Origin of the sequence: Stappia sp. WLB 29 (assembly GCF_023507705.1) — a bacterium.
GTDB lineage: Bacteria > Pseudomonadota > Alphaproteobacteria > Rhizobiales > Stappiaceae > Stappia.
The window spans coordinates 101,160-118,422 of record NZ_JALBGD010000001.1 but is presented as its reverse complement, the minus strand read 5'-3'; the positions used below and the strand labels follow the sequence as shown (position 1 = coordinate 118,422).

Annotated in this window: 19 protein-coding genes; 10 read left to right on the top strand and 9 right to left on the bottom strand. The window is 64.7% G+C overall.

Features of this window, described 5'->3' with window-relative positions; translation table 11 throughout:
* The first annotated feature begins 12 nt into the window (after positions 1-12).
* Positions 13-711, top strand: a complete 699-nt coding sequence (locus MNI96_RS00585) for a glutathione S-transferase N-terminal domain-containing protein (RefSeq protein ID WP_249689413.1) — start codon at positions 13-15, stop codon at positions 709-711.
* A gap of 26 nt (positions 712-737) precedes the next feature.
* On the opposite strand, the gene MNI96_RS00580 is transcribed toward MNI96_RS00585, so the two are convergent.
* A complete protein-coding gene (locus MNI96_RS00580) occupies positions 738-1,370 on the bottom strand; it encodes a glutathione S-transferase N-terminal domain-containing protein (protein ID WP_249689412.1) in 633 nt (210 codons plus the stop codon).
* Positions 1,371-1,634: 264 nt separating this feature from the next.
* Between MNI96_RS00580 and MNI96_RS00575 the strand changes: the two genes are divergently transcribed.
* From MNI96_RS00575 to MNI96_RS00550, 6 genes are all read left to right on the top strand, one after another.
* The gene (locus MNI96_RS00575) at positions 1,635-2,210 is read left to right on the top strand and encodes a YceI family protein (protein ID WP_249689411.1); all 576 of its coding nucleotides are present in this window, start codon (positions 1,635-1,637) and stop codon (positions 2,208-2,210) included.
* Between the two features lie 71 nt (positions 2,211-2,281).
* Entirely contained in the window at positions 2,282-2,869 is a 588-nt protein-coding gene (locus tag MNI96_RS00570) for a cytochrome b (protein WP_249689410.1), read from the top strand.
* A 92-nt stretch (positions 2,870-2,961) separates the two neighbouring features.
* Positions 2,962-3,528 (top strand): YceI family protein, encoded by a 567-nt coding sequence (locus MNI96_RS00565; protein ID WP_249689409.1) that lies wholly within the window; start codon positions 2,962-2,964, stop codon positions 3,526-3,528.
* A gap of 145 nt (positions 3,529-3,673) precedes the next feature.
* The gene (locus MNI96_RS00560) at positions 3,674-5,308 is read left to right on the top strand and encodes a fumarate hydratase (RefSeq protein WP_249689408.1); all 1,635 of its coding nucleotides are present in this window, start codon (positions 3,674-3,676) and stop codon (positions 5,306-5,308) included.
* Positions 5,309-5,633: 325 nt separating this feature from the next.
* Positions 5,634-6,224: a L,D-transpeptidase gene (locus MNI96_RS00555; RefSeq protein ID WP_249689407.1), complete on the top strand. Its 591-nt coding sequence runs from the start codon at positions 5,634-5,636 to the stop codon at positions 6,222-6,224.
* A 201-nt stretch (positions 6,225-6,425) separates the two neighbouring features.
* Positions 6,426-6,815, top strand: coding sequence for a c-type cytochrome (locus tag MNI96_RS00550; RefSeq protein WP_249689406.1), 390 nt, complete (start codon positions 6,426-6,428; stop codon positions 6,813-6,815).
* A gap of 2 nt (positions 6,816-6,817) precedes the next feature.
* On the opposite strand, the gene MNI96_RS00545 is transcribed toward MNI96_RS00550, so the two are convergent.
* Together MNI96_RS00545 and MNI96_RS00540 are read right to left on the bottom strand one after the other, a co-directional pair.
* Entirely contained in the window at positions 6,818-7,468 is a 651-nt protein-coding gene (locus MNI96_RS00545) for a L,D-transpeptidase (RefSeq protein ID WP_249690362.1), read from the bottom strand.
* Between the two features lie 136 nt (positions 7,469-7,604).
* Positions 7,605-7,976, bottom strand: a complete 372-nt coding sequence (locus MNI96_RS00540) for a gamma-butyrobetaine hydroxylase family protein (RefSeq protein WP_502960284.1) — start codon at positions 7,974-7,976, stop codon at positions 7,605-7,607.
* Positions 7,977-8,202: 226 nt separating this feature from the next.
* On the opposite strand from MNI96_RS00540, the gene moaA reads away from it, so the two are divergent.
* A complete protein-coding gene (gene moaA / locus MNI96_RS00535) occupies positions 8,203-9,204 on the top strand; it encodes a GTP 3',8-cyclase MoaA (RefSeq protein WP_249689404.1) in 1,002 nt (333 codons plus the stop codon).
* A 1-nt stretch (position 9,205) separates the two neighbouring features.
* Positions 9,206-9,535 (top strand): hypothetical protein, encoded by a 330-nt coding sequence (locus tag MNI96_RS00530; RefSeq protein ID WP_249689403.1) that lies wholly within the window; start codon positions 9,206-9,208, stop codon positions 9,533-9,535.
* A gap of 22 nt (positions 9,536-9,557) precedes the next feature.
* Here the strand turns inward: MNI96_RS00530 and MNI96_RS00525 are convergent, their stop codons facing one another.
* Entirely contained in the window at positions 9,558-10,319 is a 762-nt protein-coding gene (locus MNI96_RS00525; protein WP_249689402.1) for a DUF3306 domain-containing protein, read from the bottom strand.
* The gene (locus MNI96_RS00520; RefSeq protein WP_249689401.1) at positions 10,316-10,852 is read right to left on the bottom strand and encodes a DUF3305 domain-containing protein; all 537 of its coding nucleotides are present in this window, start codon (positions 10,850-10,852) and stop codon (positions 10,316-10,318) included. Before MNI96_RS00520 ends, MNI96_RS00525 begins: the two co-directional genes overlap by 4 nt.
* Before the next feature lie 248 nt (positions 10,853-11,100).
* Between MNI96_RS00520 and MNI96_RS00515 the strand changes: the two genes are divergently transcribed.
* Positions 11,101-13,140 carry a 4Fe-4S dicluster domain-containing protein gene (locus MNI96_RS00515; RefSeq protein ID WP_249689400.1) on the top strand — a complete coding sequence of 680 codons (2,040 nt, stop codon included), beginning with the start codon at positions 11,101-11,103 and terminating at the stop codon, positions 13,138-13,140.
* 48 nt (positions 13,141-13,188) lie between these two features.
* Here the strand turns inward: MNI96_RS00515 and MNI96_RS00510 are convergent, their stop codons facing one another.
* The 4 genes from MNI96_RS00510 to MNI96_RS00495 form a co-directional block, all read right to left on the bottom strand.
* Positions 13,189-13,491: a DUF3144 domain-containing protein gene (locus MNI96_RS00510; protein WP_249689399.1), complete on the bottom strand. Its 303-nt coding sequence runs from the start codon at positions 13,489-13,491 to the stop codon at positions 13,189-13,191.
* A gap of 58 nt (positions 13,492-13,549) precedes the next feature.
* A complete protein-coding gene (locus tag MNI96_RS00505) occupies positions 13,550-14,968 on the bottom strand; it encodes a multicopper oxidase family protein (RefSeq protein WP_283776273.1) in 1,419 nt (472 codons plus the stop codon).
* Between the two features lie 111 nt (positions 14,969-15,079).
* Entirely contained in the window at positions 15,080-16,303 is a 1,224-nt protein-coding gene (locus MNI96_RS00500) for a multidrug effflux MFS transporter (RefSeq protein ID WP_249689397.1), read from the bottom strand.
* Between the two features lie 57 nt (positions 16,304-16,360).
* Complete coding sequence (locus MNI96_RS00495; protein ID WP_249689396.1) at positions 16,361-17,263, bottom strand: DMT family transporter; 903 nt, start codon at positions 17,261-17,263, stop codon at positions 16,361-16,363.

Below are 17,263 nucleotides of genomic sequence, written 5' to 3'. Positions count from 1 at the left end.
GGGAGCAAAATCATGGTCTCACTCAACGATTTTCCGATCACGCATCGCTGGCCGGCCCAGCATCCCGACCGTCTCCAGCTCTATTCGCTGGCGACCCCCAACGGTATCAAGGTGTCCGCCGCACTGGAGGAACTCGGTCTCCCTTACGAGGCCCACAAGATCTCGTTCGACACGAACGACCAGATGACGCCGGAATTCCTGTCTCTGAACCCGAACAACAAGATCCCTGCGATCCTCGACCCCAACGGGCCGGGCGGCAAGCCTCTGACCCTGTTCGAGAGCGGCGCCATCCTGCTATATCTCGCCGAGAAGACCGGCAAGCTGATCCCCGCCGATCCGGCGGGACGCTACCACTGCATCCAGTGGCTGATGTGGCAGATGGGAGGACTCGGGCCGATGTTCGGACAGCTCGGCCACTTCCATTATTTCGTCGCCGACAAGGTCAAGGATCCCTATCCGCGCGAAAGGTATACGGCGGAGGCAAAGCGCCTGCTCGCCGTGCTGGAACAACGCCTGGAAGGACGCTCCTATATCTTGGGCGACGACTATACGATCGCCGACATCGCGGTCTGGCCCTGGATTCGCACGCTCGGCGGCTTCTACGGCGCGGGCGAGATCACCGGCCTGAACACGCTGGCGAATGTCCAGCGCTGGTTTGCCGACTGCTCTGAGCGGCTGGCCTCGCAGCGCGCCGTGTCCATTCCGTCCTGACGCGCGCCGCCCGCCCCATGCCGACCTCAGGCCGGCATGGGGATCCCGGCAGTAGCGCTCGGCACGTCGTAGCCGCGCTGGACGGCCGGCCGTGCCGCCACCTCCAGGTACCAGCGCCGCACATTGGGATAATTCGCCAGAGCGATCCCCTGCCACTCGAAACGGCTTGCCCAGGGCCAGATCGACATGTCGGCGATCGAATAGTCACCGGCGACGAACTGGTGCTCCGACAGCTGCCGATCCAGGACGCCGTAAAGCCGCTTGGCCTCGCTGGCATAGCGCTCCTCGGCATAGGGCGCCTTGCCGGGATTGAAATGCAGGAAATGATGGGCTTGGCCGAGCATGGGGCCAAAACCGCCCATCTGCCACATCAGCCATTCGATGACGCGCAGCCGCTCCGGCCCTTCCGGAGGGAGAAAGCGGCCGGTCTTCTCGGCGAGATATAGCAGGATCGCGCCGGACTCCATCAGGCTCACGCCCGCTTCGCGGTCGATGATCGCCGGGATCTTGCTGTTGGGAGAAATATGGACGAAAGCCGGCGCGTGCTGCTCCGAGTTCGTGATGTCGACCGGGAACACTTCATAGGGAAGCCCGCACTCCTCCAGCATGATCGAGACCTTGCGGCCGTTCGGCGTGCTCCATGTGTAAAGGTCGATCATATATCGCATCTCCATTTCCGATCCGGCCGGCCACTTTCGGACCTTGCGCCGCGCGGCTTCGCGTGGACCACGCGAAGGTGCCCGACCTGACGATTTCACGCAAGCGTCATACAGTGAGGCCTCACACCGTTTTATTGTTCACGCAGCGCGTACAGTGAATTCAGCAGGATGCGGTTGATGACGCAACGCCTTCATACGATCTCCACGACAGGCCGCAAGAGCGGTCCATGCCCCTACCGTCAACAGATATGCCAGGAGTTCCACATGATGCGTTTGTCCGCCGCCGCACTCGCGGTCGCCCTCGTCACGGCCCCCGCGATTGCCGAGCCGGTCGCCTATGAGTTCGACAAGTCCCACGCCAACCTGACCTTCTCCTATAACCATCTCGGCTACTCGACGACCCACGGCCGCTTCGGCGACTGGACTGGCGAGCTGGTGATCGACCAGGAAACGCCGGCCAATTCACGGATCTCGATGACCGTCAATGTCGACAGCCTCGACACCTTCTGGGGCGAGCGCGACACGCACTTCAAGAGCGCAGACTTCTTCGAAGTCGCAGCGCATCCGATCGCGACTTTCGTGTCGACCGGCGTCGAGAAGACTGGTGAGAACACTCTCGCCGTGGCCGGCGATCTGACGATCAAGGGCATCACCAAGCCGGTGACGTTCGATGTGACCATCAACTCGATCGGCGAGCACCCGATGGCCAAGACCCCGGCAGTCGGCCTCGATGCGACCACCGTCGTCAAGCGTTCGGACTTCGGCATGAACATGTTCGTGCCCTATGTCGGCGACGAAGTTACCATCTCGTTCAGCGCCGAAGCGCTGCAGGCGAAGTAAGCGGATGTGTGGGGCGGGCCTCCTCCCGCGGCCCGCTCCCGCTCCTGCCGGCAGCAAGGATTGGAGACGCCATGCACCTGCGCAACACCCGCTTTGGCTACGGCCTTGTTGCCATTGTTTTCCACTGGACGATGGCGCTGCTCATCATCGGGCTGTTCCTGTTCGGTAAGTACATGACCGGGCTCGACCCGTTGGCGCCCGACACCTTTGCGCTCTATCAGCTGCACAAGTCGTTGGGCTTCCTGGTGCTGGTGCTCGTGGTGGCGCGGCTCGCCTGGCGACTTGCCAATCCCTCTCCCGCCCTGCCGAAGACAATGCCGAGGATTGAGCGGCTGGCGGCCCATCTCGGGCATGCCGGGCTCTACGCCCTGATGCTGGCGATCCCGCTGTCCGGCTGGCTGATGGTTTCCGCCTCGCCCTGGGGAATCCCAACCGTGGTGTTCGACGTCCTGCCTGTCCCGCACCTGCCCGTTCCGGCGGCACTGGGCACCAAGGCAGAAGCCGAAAATGCACTCAAGGAGGTGCATGAACTGCTGGCCAACGGCTTGCTGCTGCTGGTGCTGCTGCATGTGGCCGCGGCGCTGAAACACCATTTCCTCAACCGCGATGATGTGTTGCGTCGCATGATCCGCACCGTACCGGCGCGCCGTATCGACTGACGAAACACCGCTCTGACAGACGCCCCTCACTCTGCGCCGCCCTCTCCTCCCGGAGGCGCGCTGCGACGGGTCCAGACACAAGGTTCCTCACGATGTTCGCATCCCGAAATTTCCGCTGCCGTCTCTTCGGCTTCGCGCTTGCAGGCCTTCTTGTCGCCGGCCCTGCTGAAGCCAGCGACTGGACCGTCGACACGGCCGAAAGCAGCCTTTCCTTCATTGCCATGCAAAACGGCAACCCGGTGGAAGGTCGCTTCCAAAACTGGTCGGCCGAAATCTCGCTCGATCCGGACAACATCGCAGATGCCCGTATCCGGGCCGTCGTCGAAACCGGCACGGCCGGCACCGGCCAGCCGCAGATCGACCAGACCCTGTCGAGCGCCTCGTGGTTCGATCCCTCCAGCCATCCGCAGGCGGTCTTCGAATCGTCGAAGATCACGGCGCTCGGCGACGGGCGCTACGAGGCTGCCGGCGAATTGTCGATCAAGGGCAAAGCAGTCCCGCTTACCCTGCCCTTCACGCTGGAGATCGACGGCGACACCGCCCGTGCCCAGGCCGAAGTACCGCTAATGCGGCTGGCCTTCGGCATCGGCTCGGACATCCCGGCCTCGACCGTCGGCGACGAGGTTTCCGTCAGGGTCGACATCACCGCCAAGCGGTAACGCCAAATGGCGCCAGAAGGGGAACGTGGTCGCCCGCGCTCCCCTTCCGCGCAGTCTCGGGCTCAAGTCGACTTGGCGGGCGGCAAGGTGATGGCGTAAAAGGCATCCAAATCTATCCACCTCAGCTTCCAGCCAAGGCAGACCGATGTCCGAGTCCACTCCTCCCGACTATCGCCACTCCACGCTGTTCCCCCTGGGCGCGGACCCCACGCCTTATCGCAAGCTCACGTCCGACTACGTCTCAACGGTGACGTTCCAGGGCGAGGAAGTGCTGGTGGTGGAGCCGGAAGGGCTGCGCATCCTCGCAGAGGAAGCCTTCGCAGACATCAACCACTACCTGCGGCCTGGTCACCTGGAGCAGCTGCGCAAGATCCTCGACGATCCGGAGGCGACCGAGAACGACAAGTTCGTGGCCTTCGACCTTCTGAAGAACGCCAACATCTCCGCTCACGGCGTGCTGCCAATGTGCCAGGACACCGGCACCGCCATCATCATGGGCAAGAAGGGCCGCCGCGTGTGGACCGACGGCAGCGACGAGGCGAAGCTGGCTGAGGGCGCGCGCGATGCGTATTTCAAGAAGAACCTGCGCTACTCGCAGCTGACACCGCTGTCGATGTTCGAGGAGAAGAACACCTCCAACAACATGCCGGCGCAGGTCGAGCTCTACAGCGAGGGCGACGACGCCTACAAGTTCCTGTTCATGGCCAAGGGCGGCGGTTCGGCCAACAAGACCTTCCTCTACCAGGGCACCCCGTCGCTGCTGACGCCGGACCGGCTCGTCGAGTTCATCAAGGAGAAGATCCTGACCCTCGGCACGGCCGCCTGCCCGCCCTATCACCTGGCTATCGTCATCGGCGGCACCTCGGCCGAGACCACTCTCAAGACGGTCAAGCTCGCCTCCGCCCGCTACCTCGACCAGTTGCCGACGACCGGCTCCGAACTGGGGCACGCCTTCCGCGACCTGGAGATGGAAGAACAGATCCACAAGCTGACCCAGGCGACCGGCGTCGGCGCGCAGTTCGGCGGCAAGTACTTCTGTCACGACGTGCGCGTCATCCGTCTGCCGCGCCACGGGGCTTCGCTGCCCATCGGCATCGGCGTGTCGTGCTCGGCCGACCGCCAGGCCCTCGGCAAGATCACCCGCGACGGCATCTATCTGGAGCAGCTCGAGCGCGAGCCGCACAAGTACATGCCGGAGGTCACAGACGACACCCTCTCAGATCACGTCGTCAAGATCGACCTGACCCGGCCCATGCCGGAGATCCTCGCCGAGCTGACCCGGCACCCGATCAAGACGCGGCTGTCGCTGAGCGGTCCCTTGATCGTTGCGCGCGATCTCGCCCATGCCAAGCTGCGGGAGCGGCTGGAAAAGGGCGAACCGCTGCCCGACTACTTTAAGAACCACCCGATCTATTATGCCGGCCCGGCCAAGACGCCGGAAGGCTATGCCTCCGGTTCCTTCGGCCCGACCACGGCCGGTCGCATGGATGCCTATGTCGACCAGTTCCAGGCGGCCGGCGGATCGATGGTGATGCTCGCCAAGGGCAATCGCTCCGCGCAGGTGCGCCGCGCCTGCCAGGCTCATGGCGGCTTCTATCTCGGCTCCATCGGCGGCCCGGCCGCCCGCCTTGCCCAGGATTGCATCAAGAAGGTCGAGGTCGTCGAGTTCGAGGAACTCGGCATGGAAGCGATCTGGCGTATCGAGGTCGAGGACTTCCCCGCGTTCATCGTCATCGACGACAAGGGCAACGACTTCTTCAAGGAGCTGAACCTCGGCTGACGGCCGAGGCCCACCTGTGGGCGTGACGGCGGCACTGCCGCCACCTTCGGGTAGCGAACTCACGATCATGTGACCGACGTCACGCCAACCATTTTCCGAATATGGCAGTTTCCTGTCTGTCGAGACCTTTGCATTAACCGCATTGCAAGGGACAGTAGGAAGTATCGTTTCGGAGCCAGATCGTCAGACAGCGCCACGCGAACCATGCACCGGAGTCTCCTCCGCAGCACCATCTCCGCCGAGACGTGTTGTCATCCGAGTTTCATCGCGTCGTCGCAAAGGTTCAGGGGCTGGTTCGGACGACCACCGGATGGGGAAACTGGATATGCGCCTTTTCAACCTGCTTGCCGCAACGCTCGTCGCCGCGACCATCGCGACGCCTGCGGCCGCAAACAGCTTCTTTGATCCTGCCACCCGCAAGTGGGTGGACTTCAGTGCTCACGGCGCGCCGAGCGGCAAGTCGCCGATCCGTCGCGAGACCGTGCGCTATGATGGCCCTTATGCGCCGGGCACGATCATCATCGATACCGGCGAGCGCCGCCTCTATCACGTCCAGAAGAATGGCCGTGCGATGAAGTACGGCATCGGCGTCGGCCGCGAGGGCTTCCAGTGGGCCGGTACCCAGCGGATCAGCCGCAAGGCCGAGTGGCCGGGCTGGACCCCGCCGCCGCAGATGCGTGCCCGCGAGCGCGCCAAGGGGCGTGTGCTGCCGGCGCACATGCCGGGCGGACCGAACAACCCGCTGGGCGCGCGTGCCATGTATCTCGGCAACACCCTGTACCGGATCCATGGCTCCAACGAGCCCTGGACCATCGGCACGGCCGTCTCGTCGGGCTGCATCCGCATGGCCAACGACGACGTCGTGCATCTCTACGACCGCGTCGATGTCGGCGCGCGGGTTGTGGTCAAGCGCTGAGCATTCGACAGCTTCATCCAGATGCCAAGGGCCGGCGTTTTGCCGGCCCTTTTGCATTGATCTGCCGTCGCGCCAGTACGATCTTGCCAGTGCTAGCGTGTGCTCGGGGAGAAAGCGGGGCGACCAGCGATGACATCGTACAGGACACAACGGCGGCAAAGCAGAGCGTCTTTCCGGTTGTCGGATTTGCGGGCAGCCGCCATGCGGACACTGATCGTCGCCTGTCTCCATTCGGTGCTTCTGGCGCCAGTTCCGGCTGCTGCGCAATCGCCGGACGAGACACTGGCGCAGCGCGGCAAGGCCTTGTCGCAACTGCATTGCGCCCGGTGCCATGTGGTGACCCCGGAGAACCGGATGACCGGCATCTCCTCCACCCCGTCCTTCATGATCATGGTCAGTGCGCTGGAAGACTGGCACGACCGGTTCGCAACCTTCCTTGCACGCCGGCCGCACCCGGCGCACCTGCGCTTCGAGAACGAGCCCCCTCGCCCGCAGGATAGCCCCGCTACGCTGGCCGAGGTCATCCTGACGCAGGACGACATCGAAGCCATCCTCGCCTATGCCGAAAGCCTGGCGGCCGCGGCGCGCTGATCTCAGCCGAGGACGACCACCTTCGCGCCGACTTCCACCCGGTTGTAGAGGTCGATGATGTCCTGGTGCCACATGCGGATGCAGCCCGACGAGGCGTTGGTGCCGATGGAGCGCGGTTGGTTGGTACCGTGGATCCGGTACAGGGTGTCGACGTTGCCCTGCCAAAGGTAGAGACCGCGCGCACCAATGGGATTGCTCGGGCCGCCTTCCTGGCCGTCGCGATACTTCTCTAGGGAGGGATCGCGGTCGATCATCTCTGCCGGCGGGAACCACTTCGGCCATTCCCGCTTGAAACGGATCGTGGCATCGCCCGACCAGGCAAAGCCTGCGCGGCCGACGCCGATGCCATAGCGGATCGCCTTGCCGCCCGGTTGGATGAGATAGAGAAACTTGGCGTGCGGATCGACGACCACGGTTCCCGGTTCGTGGCGGCTCATGTAGCGCACCGACTGGCGCAGATAGCGCGGGTCGAACTCCTTCCACGGGATGGCCGGAAGATAGAACCCACCGTCGCGCCGCGCCGCATAAGCCAGCGCATAATCCGGCGCGCCTTCCGCCGTCACTTCGAGGCCGGCATTGCGGATCGCGCCGCTCTTGGTCTGGCATGCCGCCAGCAACAAGGGCAGGCCGGCCAGAAGCGCCCGGCGGCTCATACCGCTTGAATTGCCCGCGCCCTGCTGTCCGGCAGCCCGGATTGTCGCTTCATCACCGCTCACGATTCGCACTCTCCGACGTGATTCCATCTGCAGCAACTATGCAGACGATTCCAAGCGGCTGTCGACGGCGGTTTCAGTGCCGCGGCTCGCGCGAAAGGCCCTTTTCCTCCAGCTCGCGCAGATAGCCGCCCCACAGTTCCTCCCGCTCGTTCGCCAGCGTGAGGAAATAGTCCCAGGAGAAGATCCCGGTGTTGTGAAGGTCGTCGAAATGGATGCGGACGGCATAGTTGCCGACGGGATCGATCTGCATGATCCCTACATTCATCTTCCCGGGCACCGTCTTGCGCTGTGCCGGCGAGTGCCCCTGCACCTCCGCAGAGGGAGAACAGACGCGCAGATACTCGGCGGAGTACTCGTGCGTCTCGCCAGTGTCGAAGGTGACGGTGAGCCGCTTGCGGTCCTTACTCAGACGGAGTTCCGTCGGCCAGGGCTTGCTGTCGGTCACGTTGCAAATCCTTCCCGGTTGCATTGCTTCGGTTGGCCGCGACGATAGTGGGGCTGCGGCAAACTGCAAGCGCCACGGCAGCCGGCTGCATCTCCTTCCTGCGCACAATTGACGCAAGTCTTCTTTCCGCTACCTTCATACCCAAATGGGGAGGAGACCGGAGGCACCGCGCATCCGGCGTCCAGATATCAAGAGGCCGCACCGGCGGCCGGGCAAGGAACACACGATGTCCCAGCAGATGATCGACCCGTTCGGGCGAACCGTCAGCTATCTGCGCGTTTCCGTTACCGACCGCTGCGATTTCCGTTGCGTCTATTGCATGGCCGAAGACATGACCTTCCTGCCCAAGCGGGAGGTTCTGAGCCTTGAGGAACTCGACCGGCTGTGCTCCGCCTTCATCGTCAAGGGCGTGCGTAAGCTGCGCCTGACCGGTGGCGAACCGCTGGTGCGCAAGAACATCATGAGCCTGATCCGCTCGCTCTCACGCCATATCGACAGCGGTGATCTCGAGGAGCTGACGATCACGACCAACGGATCGCAGCTCGCCCGCTACGCATCGGAACTTTACGACTGCGGCGTGCGCCGTATCAACGTGTCCATCGACACGTTGGATCCGGCGCGGTTCCGCGCGATCACCCGCTGGGGCGATCTTGCGAAGGTGATGGACGGGATCCGTGCGGCCACGGCAGCAGGCTTGTCGATCAAGATCAACATGGTCGCCCTGAAGGGCGTCAATGAGCACGAAATCGTGCCGATGATCGAATGGTGCCACGGCAACGGCTACGACCTGACGCTGATCGAGACCATGCCGCTCGGTGAGATCGACGAGGACCGGACGGACCAGTACCTGCCGCTTTCGCTCGTACGCGCCAACCTTGCCGCACACCTGACGCTCGAGGACATCCCGTACAAGACCGGCGGACCCGCCCGCTACGTGCGCATCGCGGAGACCGGCGGGCGACTTGGCTTCATCACGCCGATGACTCACAATTTCTGTGAAAGCTGCAACCGGGTTCGCGTGACCTGCACCGGCATGCTCTACATGTGCCTTGGGCAGGACGACAGCGCCGACCTTCGCGCAGCGCTGCGGGCCTCGGAGAGCGACGATCTGCTGTACTCTGCCATCGACGAGGCGATCGGGCGCAAGCCGAAGGGGCACGACTTCATCATCGACCGGCGTACGCGCCAGCCCGCGGTTTCTCGCCACATGAGCGTGACGGGCGGCTGAGATGGCGGAAGCGCCCGTCTCTCGCCCGCGAGCCATCGACGGCCTTGCTGCGCGCCTTGCCGCGCTCGCCGTCGCAGCGGGGCTCGCGGCTGCCATGGTGTGGATCGGAAAGGTCGGTTTCGCCGGCGTTCCCATGACGCCGTTCGAAAGTTCGAGCACCGTCAGCGCCGGCAGGACGTCGTCGGGCAACCCACAGCTCGACACGTGCCTCGCCGAACGCGTCGGCGCGGTAGACCAGATGCGCAAGGAAGGACTTGTCGACGCGGCGCGCTACGATACGTTCCGCTCGCGCGCGGTCAGCTATTGCGAGAGCCAGTTTCCGCCCCAGTAGGAGCACCGGCACTTCGCCTCGTTCAGATGAAGCGCACACGCCGACGTGCAGGACGAGCAGGCTCCTGGGCAGCAGGCGTGCGCGGACGAGCCACCTTCCCGTCATCGCGGGTCATGGGTGCCATAAGCGAGAGCCCATCTTGCACCGGCCCGTTCTCTCCTTCGGGCGCCTCCGCCAAGGCTTGCTGGTCATCGCTTTGCTTATCGGAGAGGTCGGAGACTTCAACCTCTATGCCTTGCGGATTGTCCGGGATCGCCTCGCCCGAAGTGCGTTCAAGAATCTCGTCCGAAGCGGGCTGCATATCGACTGCGTCGGCCACCGCCTCCAGCTTTTCCTCCACCTCCGACATCCAGCTGTAGCCCTTGCCGACTTGCCAGGAGGAGCGGATCCCGTCAGCGAAGGTCTCCACTGTACGGTAGTCCTCGTCGTAGTCGTTGAGGCCGTCGACACAGGCCAGCACCGGATTGGACCGCCAGAGCTTGCGCAGCGCCGCGTTCTTGAGCTGGGTGGAGACGCCCTCCTTCAGGAAGAGCGAGAAGTCAGAGTCGAAGGCGAGCGTCTCGAGATCGACAGCCTCGGCTGCCGCCCGGTTGGCCTCGGCAATCTCTTCGCGCGTCGCGCCAGGATGCTGTGCTTCGCCCTCCGGCTCGCTGTGGGAGAGTTCGGAACTCGCCTCGTCGAGCCCCGTCTGCTCAACTTCGGTGCTCTCGGCGACCTGCTGACGCGCTGCCTGCTTGCGCTGCGACCAGCGCGAGAGGAAGCCGCGGTCGGTCTCGGTGCTCACGGCTCCCGCTCCTCTCTGCGGCCGAGCGGCGAGAAGATCGGCTCCTTTCCGAAGATCTGCTTCTCGGTCTCGATGCGATCGCGGCGGCGCTTGCGGAACGCCGGCGCCTCCGGCAGCGAGGAGAGGTATTGCGCCATCCAGGCCACGGTCTCGCGCGGCATGGCGACCCGCTCCACCAGTCCGGCGGCGCTGTCGAGCACGCCCTGCGCCTCGTAAGGGTCGGCCGTGACGCCGCGCACCCTGTAGGGCGGTGTCTTCGGCATGATTTCGTCGTCCAGCATCGCCCAGATCGACGGCGTGCCGGTCTCGATATTGGCGTCGTAGGCCTCCACCATCTTGTGATGCAGGACGAGCATGTGCGGCGCGGACAGATAGCGGGTGATGCCATCGCCGTCATGGATGACCGTCCATCCCTCGGTGGCCGGTGCGTCAGGGATCACTTCCGTGACTTTCCACGACCAGTCCGCCCATTTCGAGGAGGACGGGCGACGCTCCAGCACGATGCCGAACGGCGCAAGCACTTCCCTTTGCACGTAAAAACCTCCCCGCAAGATGCGGTCCTATATTGCCGTATCTACGTAATTCTGGAGTACGCGGAGGAGAAAGGCAATGAGACCATGTTGGCGTACTCTCCCACCTTACTCCGACGACCGACAAGGATGCGCACAAGTTCAGGCAGGTAAGGAAAATCCGCACGAATTGCGCTAGTGTCAGGCAAATCGAACAAAAGCGGCTCGCCGGTGCCTCTGGGCAGGACAGGCGCGCGCCACGGAGGAACGACATGGCGTCGAGCAAACCCCGGGTCATGCTGTGCAATTGCGAGAAGACCATGCGTCTCGACGCAGGCCGCATCGCAGGGCTGGACAAGGACCACACCGTTCATACCCAGCTCTGCCGCGCGCAGATCGCCTCGTTCGAAAAGGCGTTGGCGACCGGCGAGCCGCTCCTCGTCGCCTGCACGCAGGAAGCCCCGCTGTTCCAGGAGATCGCCGAGGAGCGAGGCGCCGAACAGGAGCTCTCCTTCGTCAACATCCGCGAACGCGCCGGCTGGTGCGGCACGTCGACCGACCCGCATCCGAAAATCTCGGCCCTGCTCGCCGAAGCGCTGACACCCTCCGTTCCCGCGGCCCTGCACTCGATCGAATCGGATGGGGTCTGCCTCGTCTACGGTGCCGGCCAGCAGGCGCTCGACGCGGCACAGGCCCTGGAGGGTCGGCTGTCGGTGTCGCTGCTGCTCAGCGATGCCTCCGATCTCATTCTGCCCGGCACGCTGGAAATCCCGGTACACATGGGGCGCATTCGCATGCTCAAGGGATCGCTCGGCGATTTCGAGGTCACGGTCGACGGCTACGCCCAGATGCTGCCGTCGTCTCGTGGCGCGCCTTCCTTTGCCCTGGCCCGCGACGGCGCACGCGCCAATTGCAGCCTGATCCTCGACTTGTCCGGCGAGACGCCGCTGGTCAGTGCACCCTCCAAGCGCGACGGCTACATCCGCGTCGACCCCGGAAATCCGGCCGTCGTGGCACGGGCTATGTTCGACATCTCGGACATGGTCGGCACGTTCGAAAAGCCGCTCTACGTCACCTACGATGCCTCGATCTGCGCCCATGGCCGCTCGGGTAAGACCGGCTGCACCAACTGCCTGGACGCCTGTCCGGCGGGGGCGATTTCGAGCACGGGGCGCGAGATCGCCATCGACCCGGGCATTTGCGGCGGCTGCGGCTCCTGCGCAGCCCACTGCCCCACAGGCGCTGTCAGCTACCGCTACCCGGAGCGCGGCAGCCAGATCCGCCGGCTCCAGGCACTGCTCGGCACGTATCGCGAGGCCGGCGGCAGGGATGCCGTTCTCCTCGTCCACGAAAGCCGGCATGGCGGCGACATCATCAATGCGCTCGCCCGCCTCGGCGAAGGCCTGCCGGGCAACGTGCTGCCGCATGGCACCCATGCCGTCACGAGCTTCGGCCATGACTCCATGCTCGCCGCCGTCCTCGCCGGCGCCAAGCGCATCGTATTCCTCTGCCCGCCCTCCAAGGCGCATGAGCTGGACGCCCTGCGCATGGAGATCGAGCTCTGCGAGAGCCTGCTCACCGGCATGGGGCACAAGCCTCACGGCGCCTTCGCCATCGCCGTCGAAGACGACCCGGACGCCGTCTCCGGCTATTTTATGCTGGAGGCAACCCCGCTCTCCGTCCGCTCTGCAAGCTTCGATCCGGTCGGCACCAAGCGCGACGTCGCCCGCAGCGCGATCGCCCGGCTGCTGGAGGGCGCACCGATGCCGCAGGAAATGATCGCCCTGCCCGCGCACGCGCCCTATGGCCGCATCCAGCTCGCCTCGGACGGCTGCACGCTCTGCCTCGCCTGCGTTTCCGCCTGTCCGACAGCAGCGCTCTCCGACAACCCGGACAAGCCCCAGGTCAGCCTGACGGAAGCGGCCTGCGTGCAATGCGGCCTTTGCGCCAATACCTGTCCGGAGCAGGTCATCACGCTCGACGCGCGTTACAACGCCGCGCCAAGCGCCATGCGGCCGGAGGTGCTGCATGAGGAAGAGCCGGCCACCTGCGTGTCCTGCGGCAAGGCCTTCGGCACCCGCTCGTCCATCGCCCGCATCCGCGAAAAACTGTCCGGCAAGCACTGGATGTTCCAGCGTGCCGACCAGATCGCCCTGATCGAGATGTGCGACGACTGCCGGATTTCGGCGCAGTGGGAGATGGAGGACACGCCGCTGCGCGGCGGTGCGCGGCCGCGGATCGTCACCACGGACGATTACCTGTCGATGGAAAAGGGACCGCTGACCGCGGACGACTTCCTCAAGGACAATTGACAGGGACCGGTCGCCGCCCGGCGGCGAGCGGATTTCATCCGATCTAGCTCAAGCGCTTCCTGCCGGCGGATCCAGCTCCGGATCGGCGAGGTTCTGGCGCAGCATTTCGCGATAGCTCTCGACCATCCGGGTCACGAACTCCTCGTGATCTTCGACCCCGACTACGGTCTTCGCCACATGCGCGTTGTAGCGGGCCGCCGCCCAGAGGAACGCCATCTGCAGGTCGGTTGCCGGGATCTTGCGGTTCTCGCGGTTCGCCACATCGATGAACTTGCCCGCGACCTGCAGGAATCCGGTCGTGTCGAGCATCCCTGACGCGCGCCCTGCGCGCCGTTCCTGTCTGTTGGCCATGCGGGAAACGTTCCTCTCCTGTTGATGTGGTCGTGACCTGTTCGCCTTACGGCAGCGATCAGCTTATTTCGAACCAGCTCATCATGCCGGCTTCCTGGTGTTCGAGCATGTGGCAGTGAAGCATCCACTTGCCGGGATTGTCCGCGACGAAGGCAATTTCGACACGCTCGCCTGCCGCGGTCAGCACCGTGTCGCGCCACTCCTCCCGCGCAACCGGCGCACCGTTCCGGCTGAGAACCCGGAAGTGGTGGCCATGCAGGTGGATCGCATGCGGCCAGCGTGTGTCGTTGACGATGGGCATGCGCACCGTGCGGCCAAGCGCGGCCGAAAACAGCGCGGGGTCGTGATGGCTGCCGGCGATGCCGTTGAAGCTCCAGACCTTGCCCGCTTCCACGAGATCGCGCATGCCCTTCTTCTCACCGTGCAGCATCGCCCCGCTCATGCGCCCCATCGCCCCGCCCTCCATCAGCAGATCGACCGACAGGGCGCCATCGAGATCGAGCGCGGTCGCCAGCGGGTTCGCCGGCAGCCGCAAGGTCTCGGGCGAGGGATCTGCTCGGGCGACCGGATCTCCTTCGGCGCGCAGCTCGCAAGCCGCAAAGGGCTCGCGGGAAACTTCCTCGACTTTGAACACAGCCGTCTCATCCGGCACATCGACCATGAGATCGCAGCGCTGCCCCGGGGCGATCTCAAGCGTTTCGCCGGCCAGGGAATGGGGCTCCACCGGCTGGCCATCCAGCGCCAGGACGACCGGTGAAAGGCCGGCAAACCGAAGCTGGAGCACGCGCGCATTGGCCGTATTGAGGATGCGCAGGCGCAATCGCTCGCCGGGGCGGACCGCCTGCTTCAGATAGGGCTGTCCGTTGACGGTGAGCACATTGCCGAGACGGCCGGCATGGGCCCAGTCGTGCAGCATGCCCAGGCTCGCCAGGTCGATCTGCCGCGCCTCGTCGAGCCGCCAGTCGTCGAAAGCCATGACGAGATCGCGGTCGACGGCAACGGGGTCCTGCTCCTCCACGATCAGAACGCCATAGAGGCCGCGGGCCATTTGCTCCCAACTGCGATTGTGCGGGTGATACCAGAACGTGCCTGCGTCCGGTGCCTTGATGAGATATTCGAACGTCTCGCCGGGCTCGACCGGTTGCTGCGTCAGGCCGGCAACGCCATCATAGGCATTGTCGATCCGAATGCCGTGCCAATGGATGGTCGAGGGCTGGTCGAGCTCATTGCGAAAGTTCACGCGCAGGGTTTCTCCCTGCCGCATCCGCAGAACCGGCCCGGGCACGCCACCGTCATAGCCCCAGATGTCCGCGAGTGGACCGCCCTCTTCCCAAAGCGACGCCGTGCCGGGCCTTGCCACCAAAGTGGTCGGGCCGGATGTGCTCGCCAGGGAGGCACAAGGCAGAAGCGGCAAGGCGCCCGCGGCGAGCGCGGACTGAATCAGCAAACGGCGCGACGGCTCGGACCTTCTCGACATTGCAGGACCTCGTGTGGCTTTCGGCTTCACGGACTGCCGGAAACTGGTGCAATGCGCGGCGCCGACAAGCGGCTAACAGGCATAGACGATACCGCCTGCCGCGCGTCTTGCCTATTCCACCGCTTCCAGCAACCTTGCCGCAACACCGGATGCGACGGCCACGCAGCAGCTGACGGCCATGACGAGAACCAGCGGCCAGATGGTGCCCGGCCAAAGAACTCCCGTCAGCAGCCAGCCAACCAATGCCGAGGTGATCGCACCGGCGCCGATCTGCATGCTGCCCGTGAAGCCCGAAGCGGCGCCGGCAAGATCCAGCCGGACGCTGACGGCGCCGGCGATGGCGTTGGGCAGCGACATGCCGTTTCCGACACCGACGACGAACATCGGACCGAACAGCGATAGCGGGTGCACGTGCCCCATCCCGAAGGCGACGGCAATGGCGATCACCGCGAGGCTGAGGATGATGTTGCCGCCGTTGATCATCCGGCCGATGCCGATCCGCGCGGAAAAGCGTCCGGACGTCCAGTTGCCGACGATATAGCCCGCTGCAACCATCATGAAATAGAGCCCGTAGGTGGAGGGCGTCATGTTCATGAGCTTCGCCGCGATGAAGGGCGCTCCGCCGAGGAAGGAAAAGAACACGGCCGACGTGAAGGCCGAGGTCAGCGCATAACTGACAAATAGCGGCGAACGGGCAAGCACACCGTAGCTGCGCACCAGTCCCAGCAGTCCGCCTCCGGCGGCGGCGCGATTGTGGTTGGTCTCGTGCAGCTCGAACCAGGCCCAGATGAAGACGATGATCCCGAGAACGACCATCAGGTACGAACTGGTGCCCCAGCCGAAATTCTCGTCCAGCGCACCCCCGATGGCCGGCCCGATCATCGGGGCAACCGCCAGGCCCATCGTGACGTAGCCGATCATGCTCGCCGCCTGGCTGCGGTCGAACAGGTCGCGCACGATGGCGCGCCCCAACACGATGCCCGCGCAACCACCGGCCGCCTGCAGCACGCGGCCGATCAGCATCGTTTCGATGGTGTCGGCCAGTACGCAAACGACGCTGCCGATGATGAAGATGCCGAGGCCCCACATCAGCACCGGGCGCCGTCCGTGCCGGTCCGAGAGCGGGCCAATGCCGATTTGTGCGATCGCCACGGCCGCCAGATAGAGCGACAGCGTCAGCTGCACCATACCGGCGGTCGTGTCGAAGATATCCACCAGCGTCGGCATCGACGGCAGGTAGATATTGAGAGCCAGAGGATTGACGGCGGAGACGGCAACAAGGAGCGCGATTGTGGGGCGCCGCTCCGGCCCTGCCGAAGGGAGGGAATTTGTCATACGATCTGCTTTATGGCGCGCGACGGCACGTTGGCAAGGCTTGGCGAGCGCCGCCAATCATCGAGGCAAGTCGGCCGTAGCGGCAGGTCCGGCCTCGTCCAGTTTTTTGCGCTCACGCATCAGGCTGTAGAGCCCCGTGGCAACGACGATGGCGATTCCGGCGAGTGTCGGCAGGTCGGGGACGTCACCCCACACGAAATAGCCGATGATGATCGCCCAGACGATGATCGAATAGCGGAACGGGGCGACCAGCGAGATGTCGCCGATGCGCATCGCGTTGATGATGCAGACAAACCCGATCAGGATGAAACAGGCGGCCGCGGCAAGGAATGTCAGGTCCAGAAGCGACGGCACCGTCCAGGTCTCACCGACCGAAAGCGCCAGACCGGTCAAGGTAACGCCGACAAGCGTGGCGAAGGTGACGCCGAGCGTCGGGACGTTCTTCGGCAGCACGCTGGTCGTGAGGTCGCGCAGGGCCATGAAGAGCACTCCGGCGAGAGCCATCAGCGCCCATGCGTTAAACCCCTCCATACCCGGACGCACAATCAGCAGGACGCCGCTGAAGCCGACCGCGATGGCCGTCCAGCGCCGCCAGCCGACCGGCGCGCCCAGGAACGTTGCCGCACCTGCTGTCACCAGCAGCGGCAACGCCTGGAGGATCGCCGTGGCGTTGGCGATCTCCATGTTGAAGAGCGCCGTCAGGTACAGCACCGTTGCAGTCACCTCGGCAAAGACGCGCTGTCCGACCAGCCGGCTCGCCAGCAGGTGAAACCGCCTCACCTCGCCGTTGATCACGGCGAGCCCCAACACCAGCACCAGCGCCATAATGCCACGCACGAACATGATCTCGCCGAGCGGCAGGCGCTCGGAGACCAGCTTCACGAAGCTGTCGTTCACGATGAAACCGGCCATGGCCAGCATCATGAACAGGATGGCGCGGCCGTTTTCGGAGGTGAACAT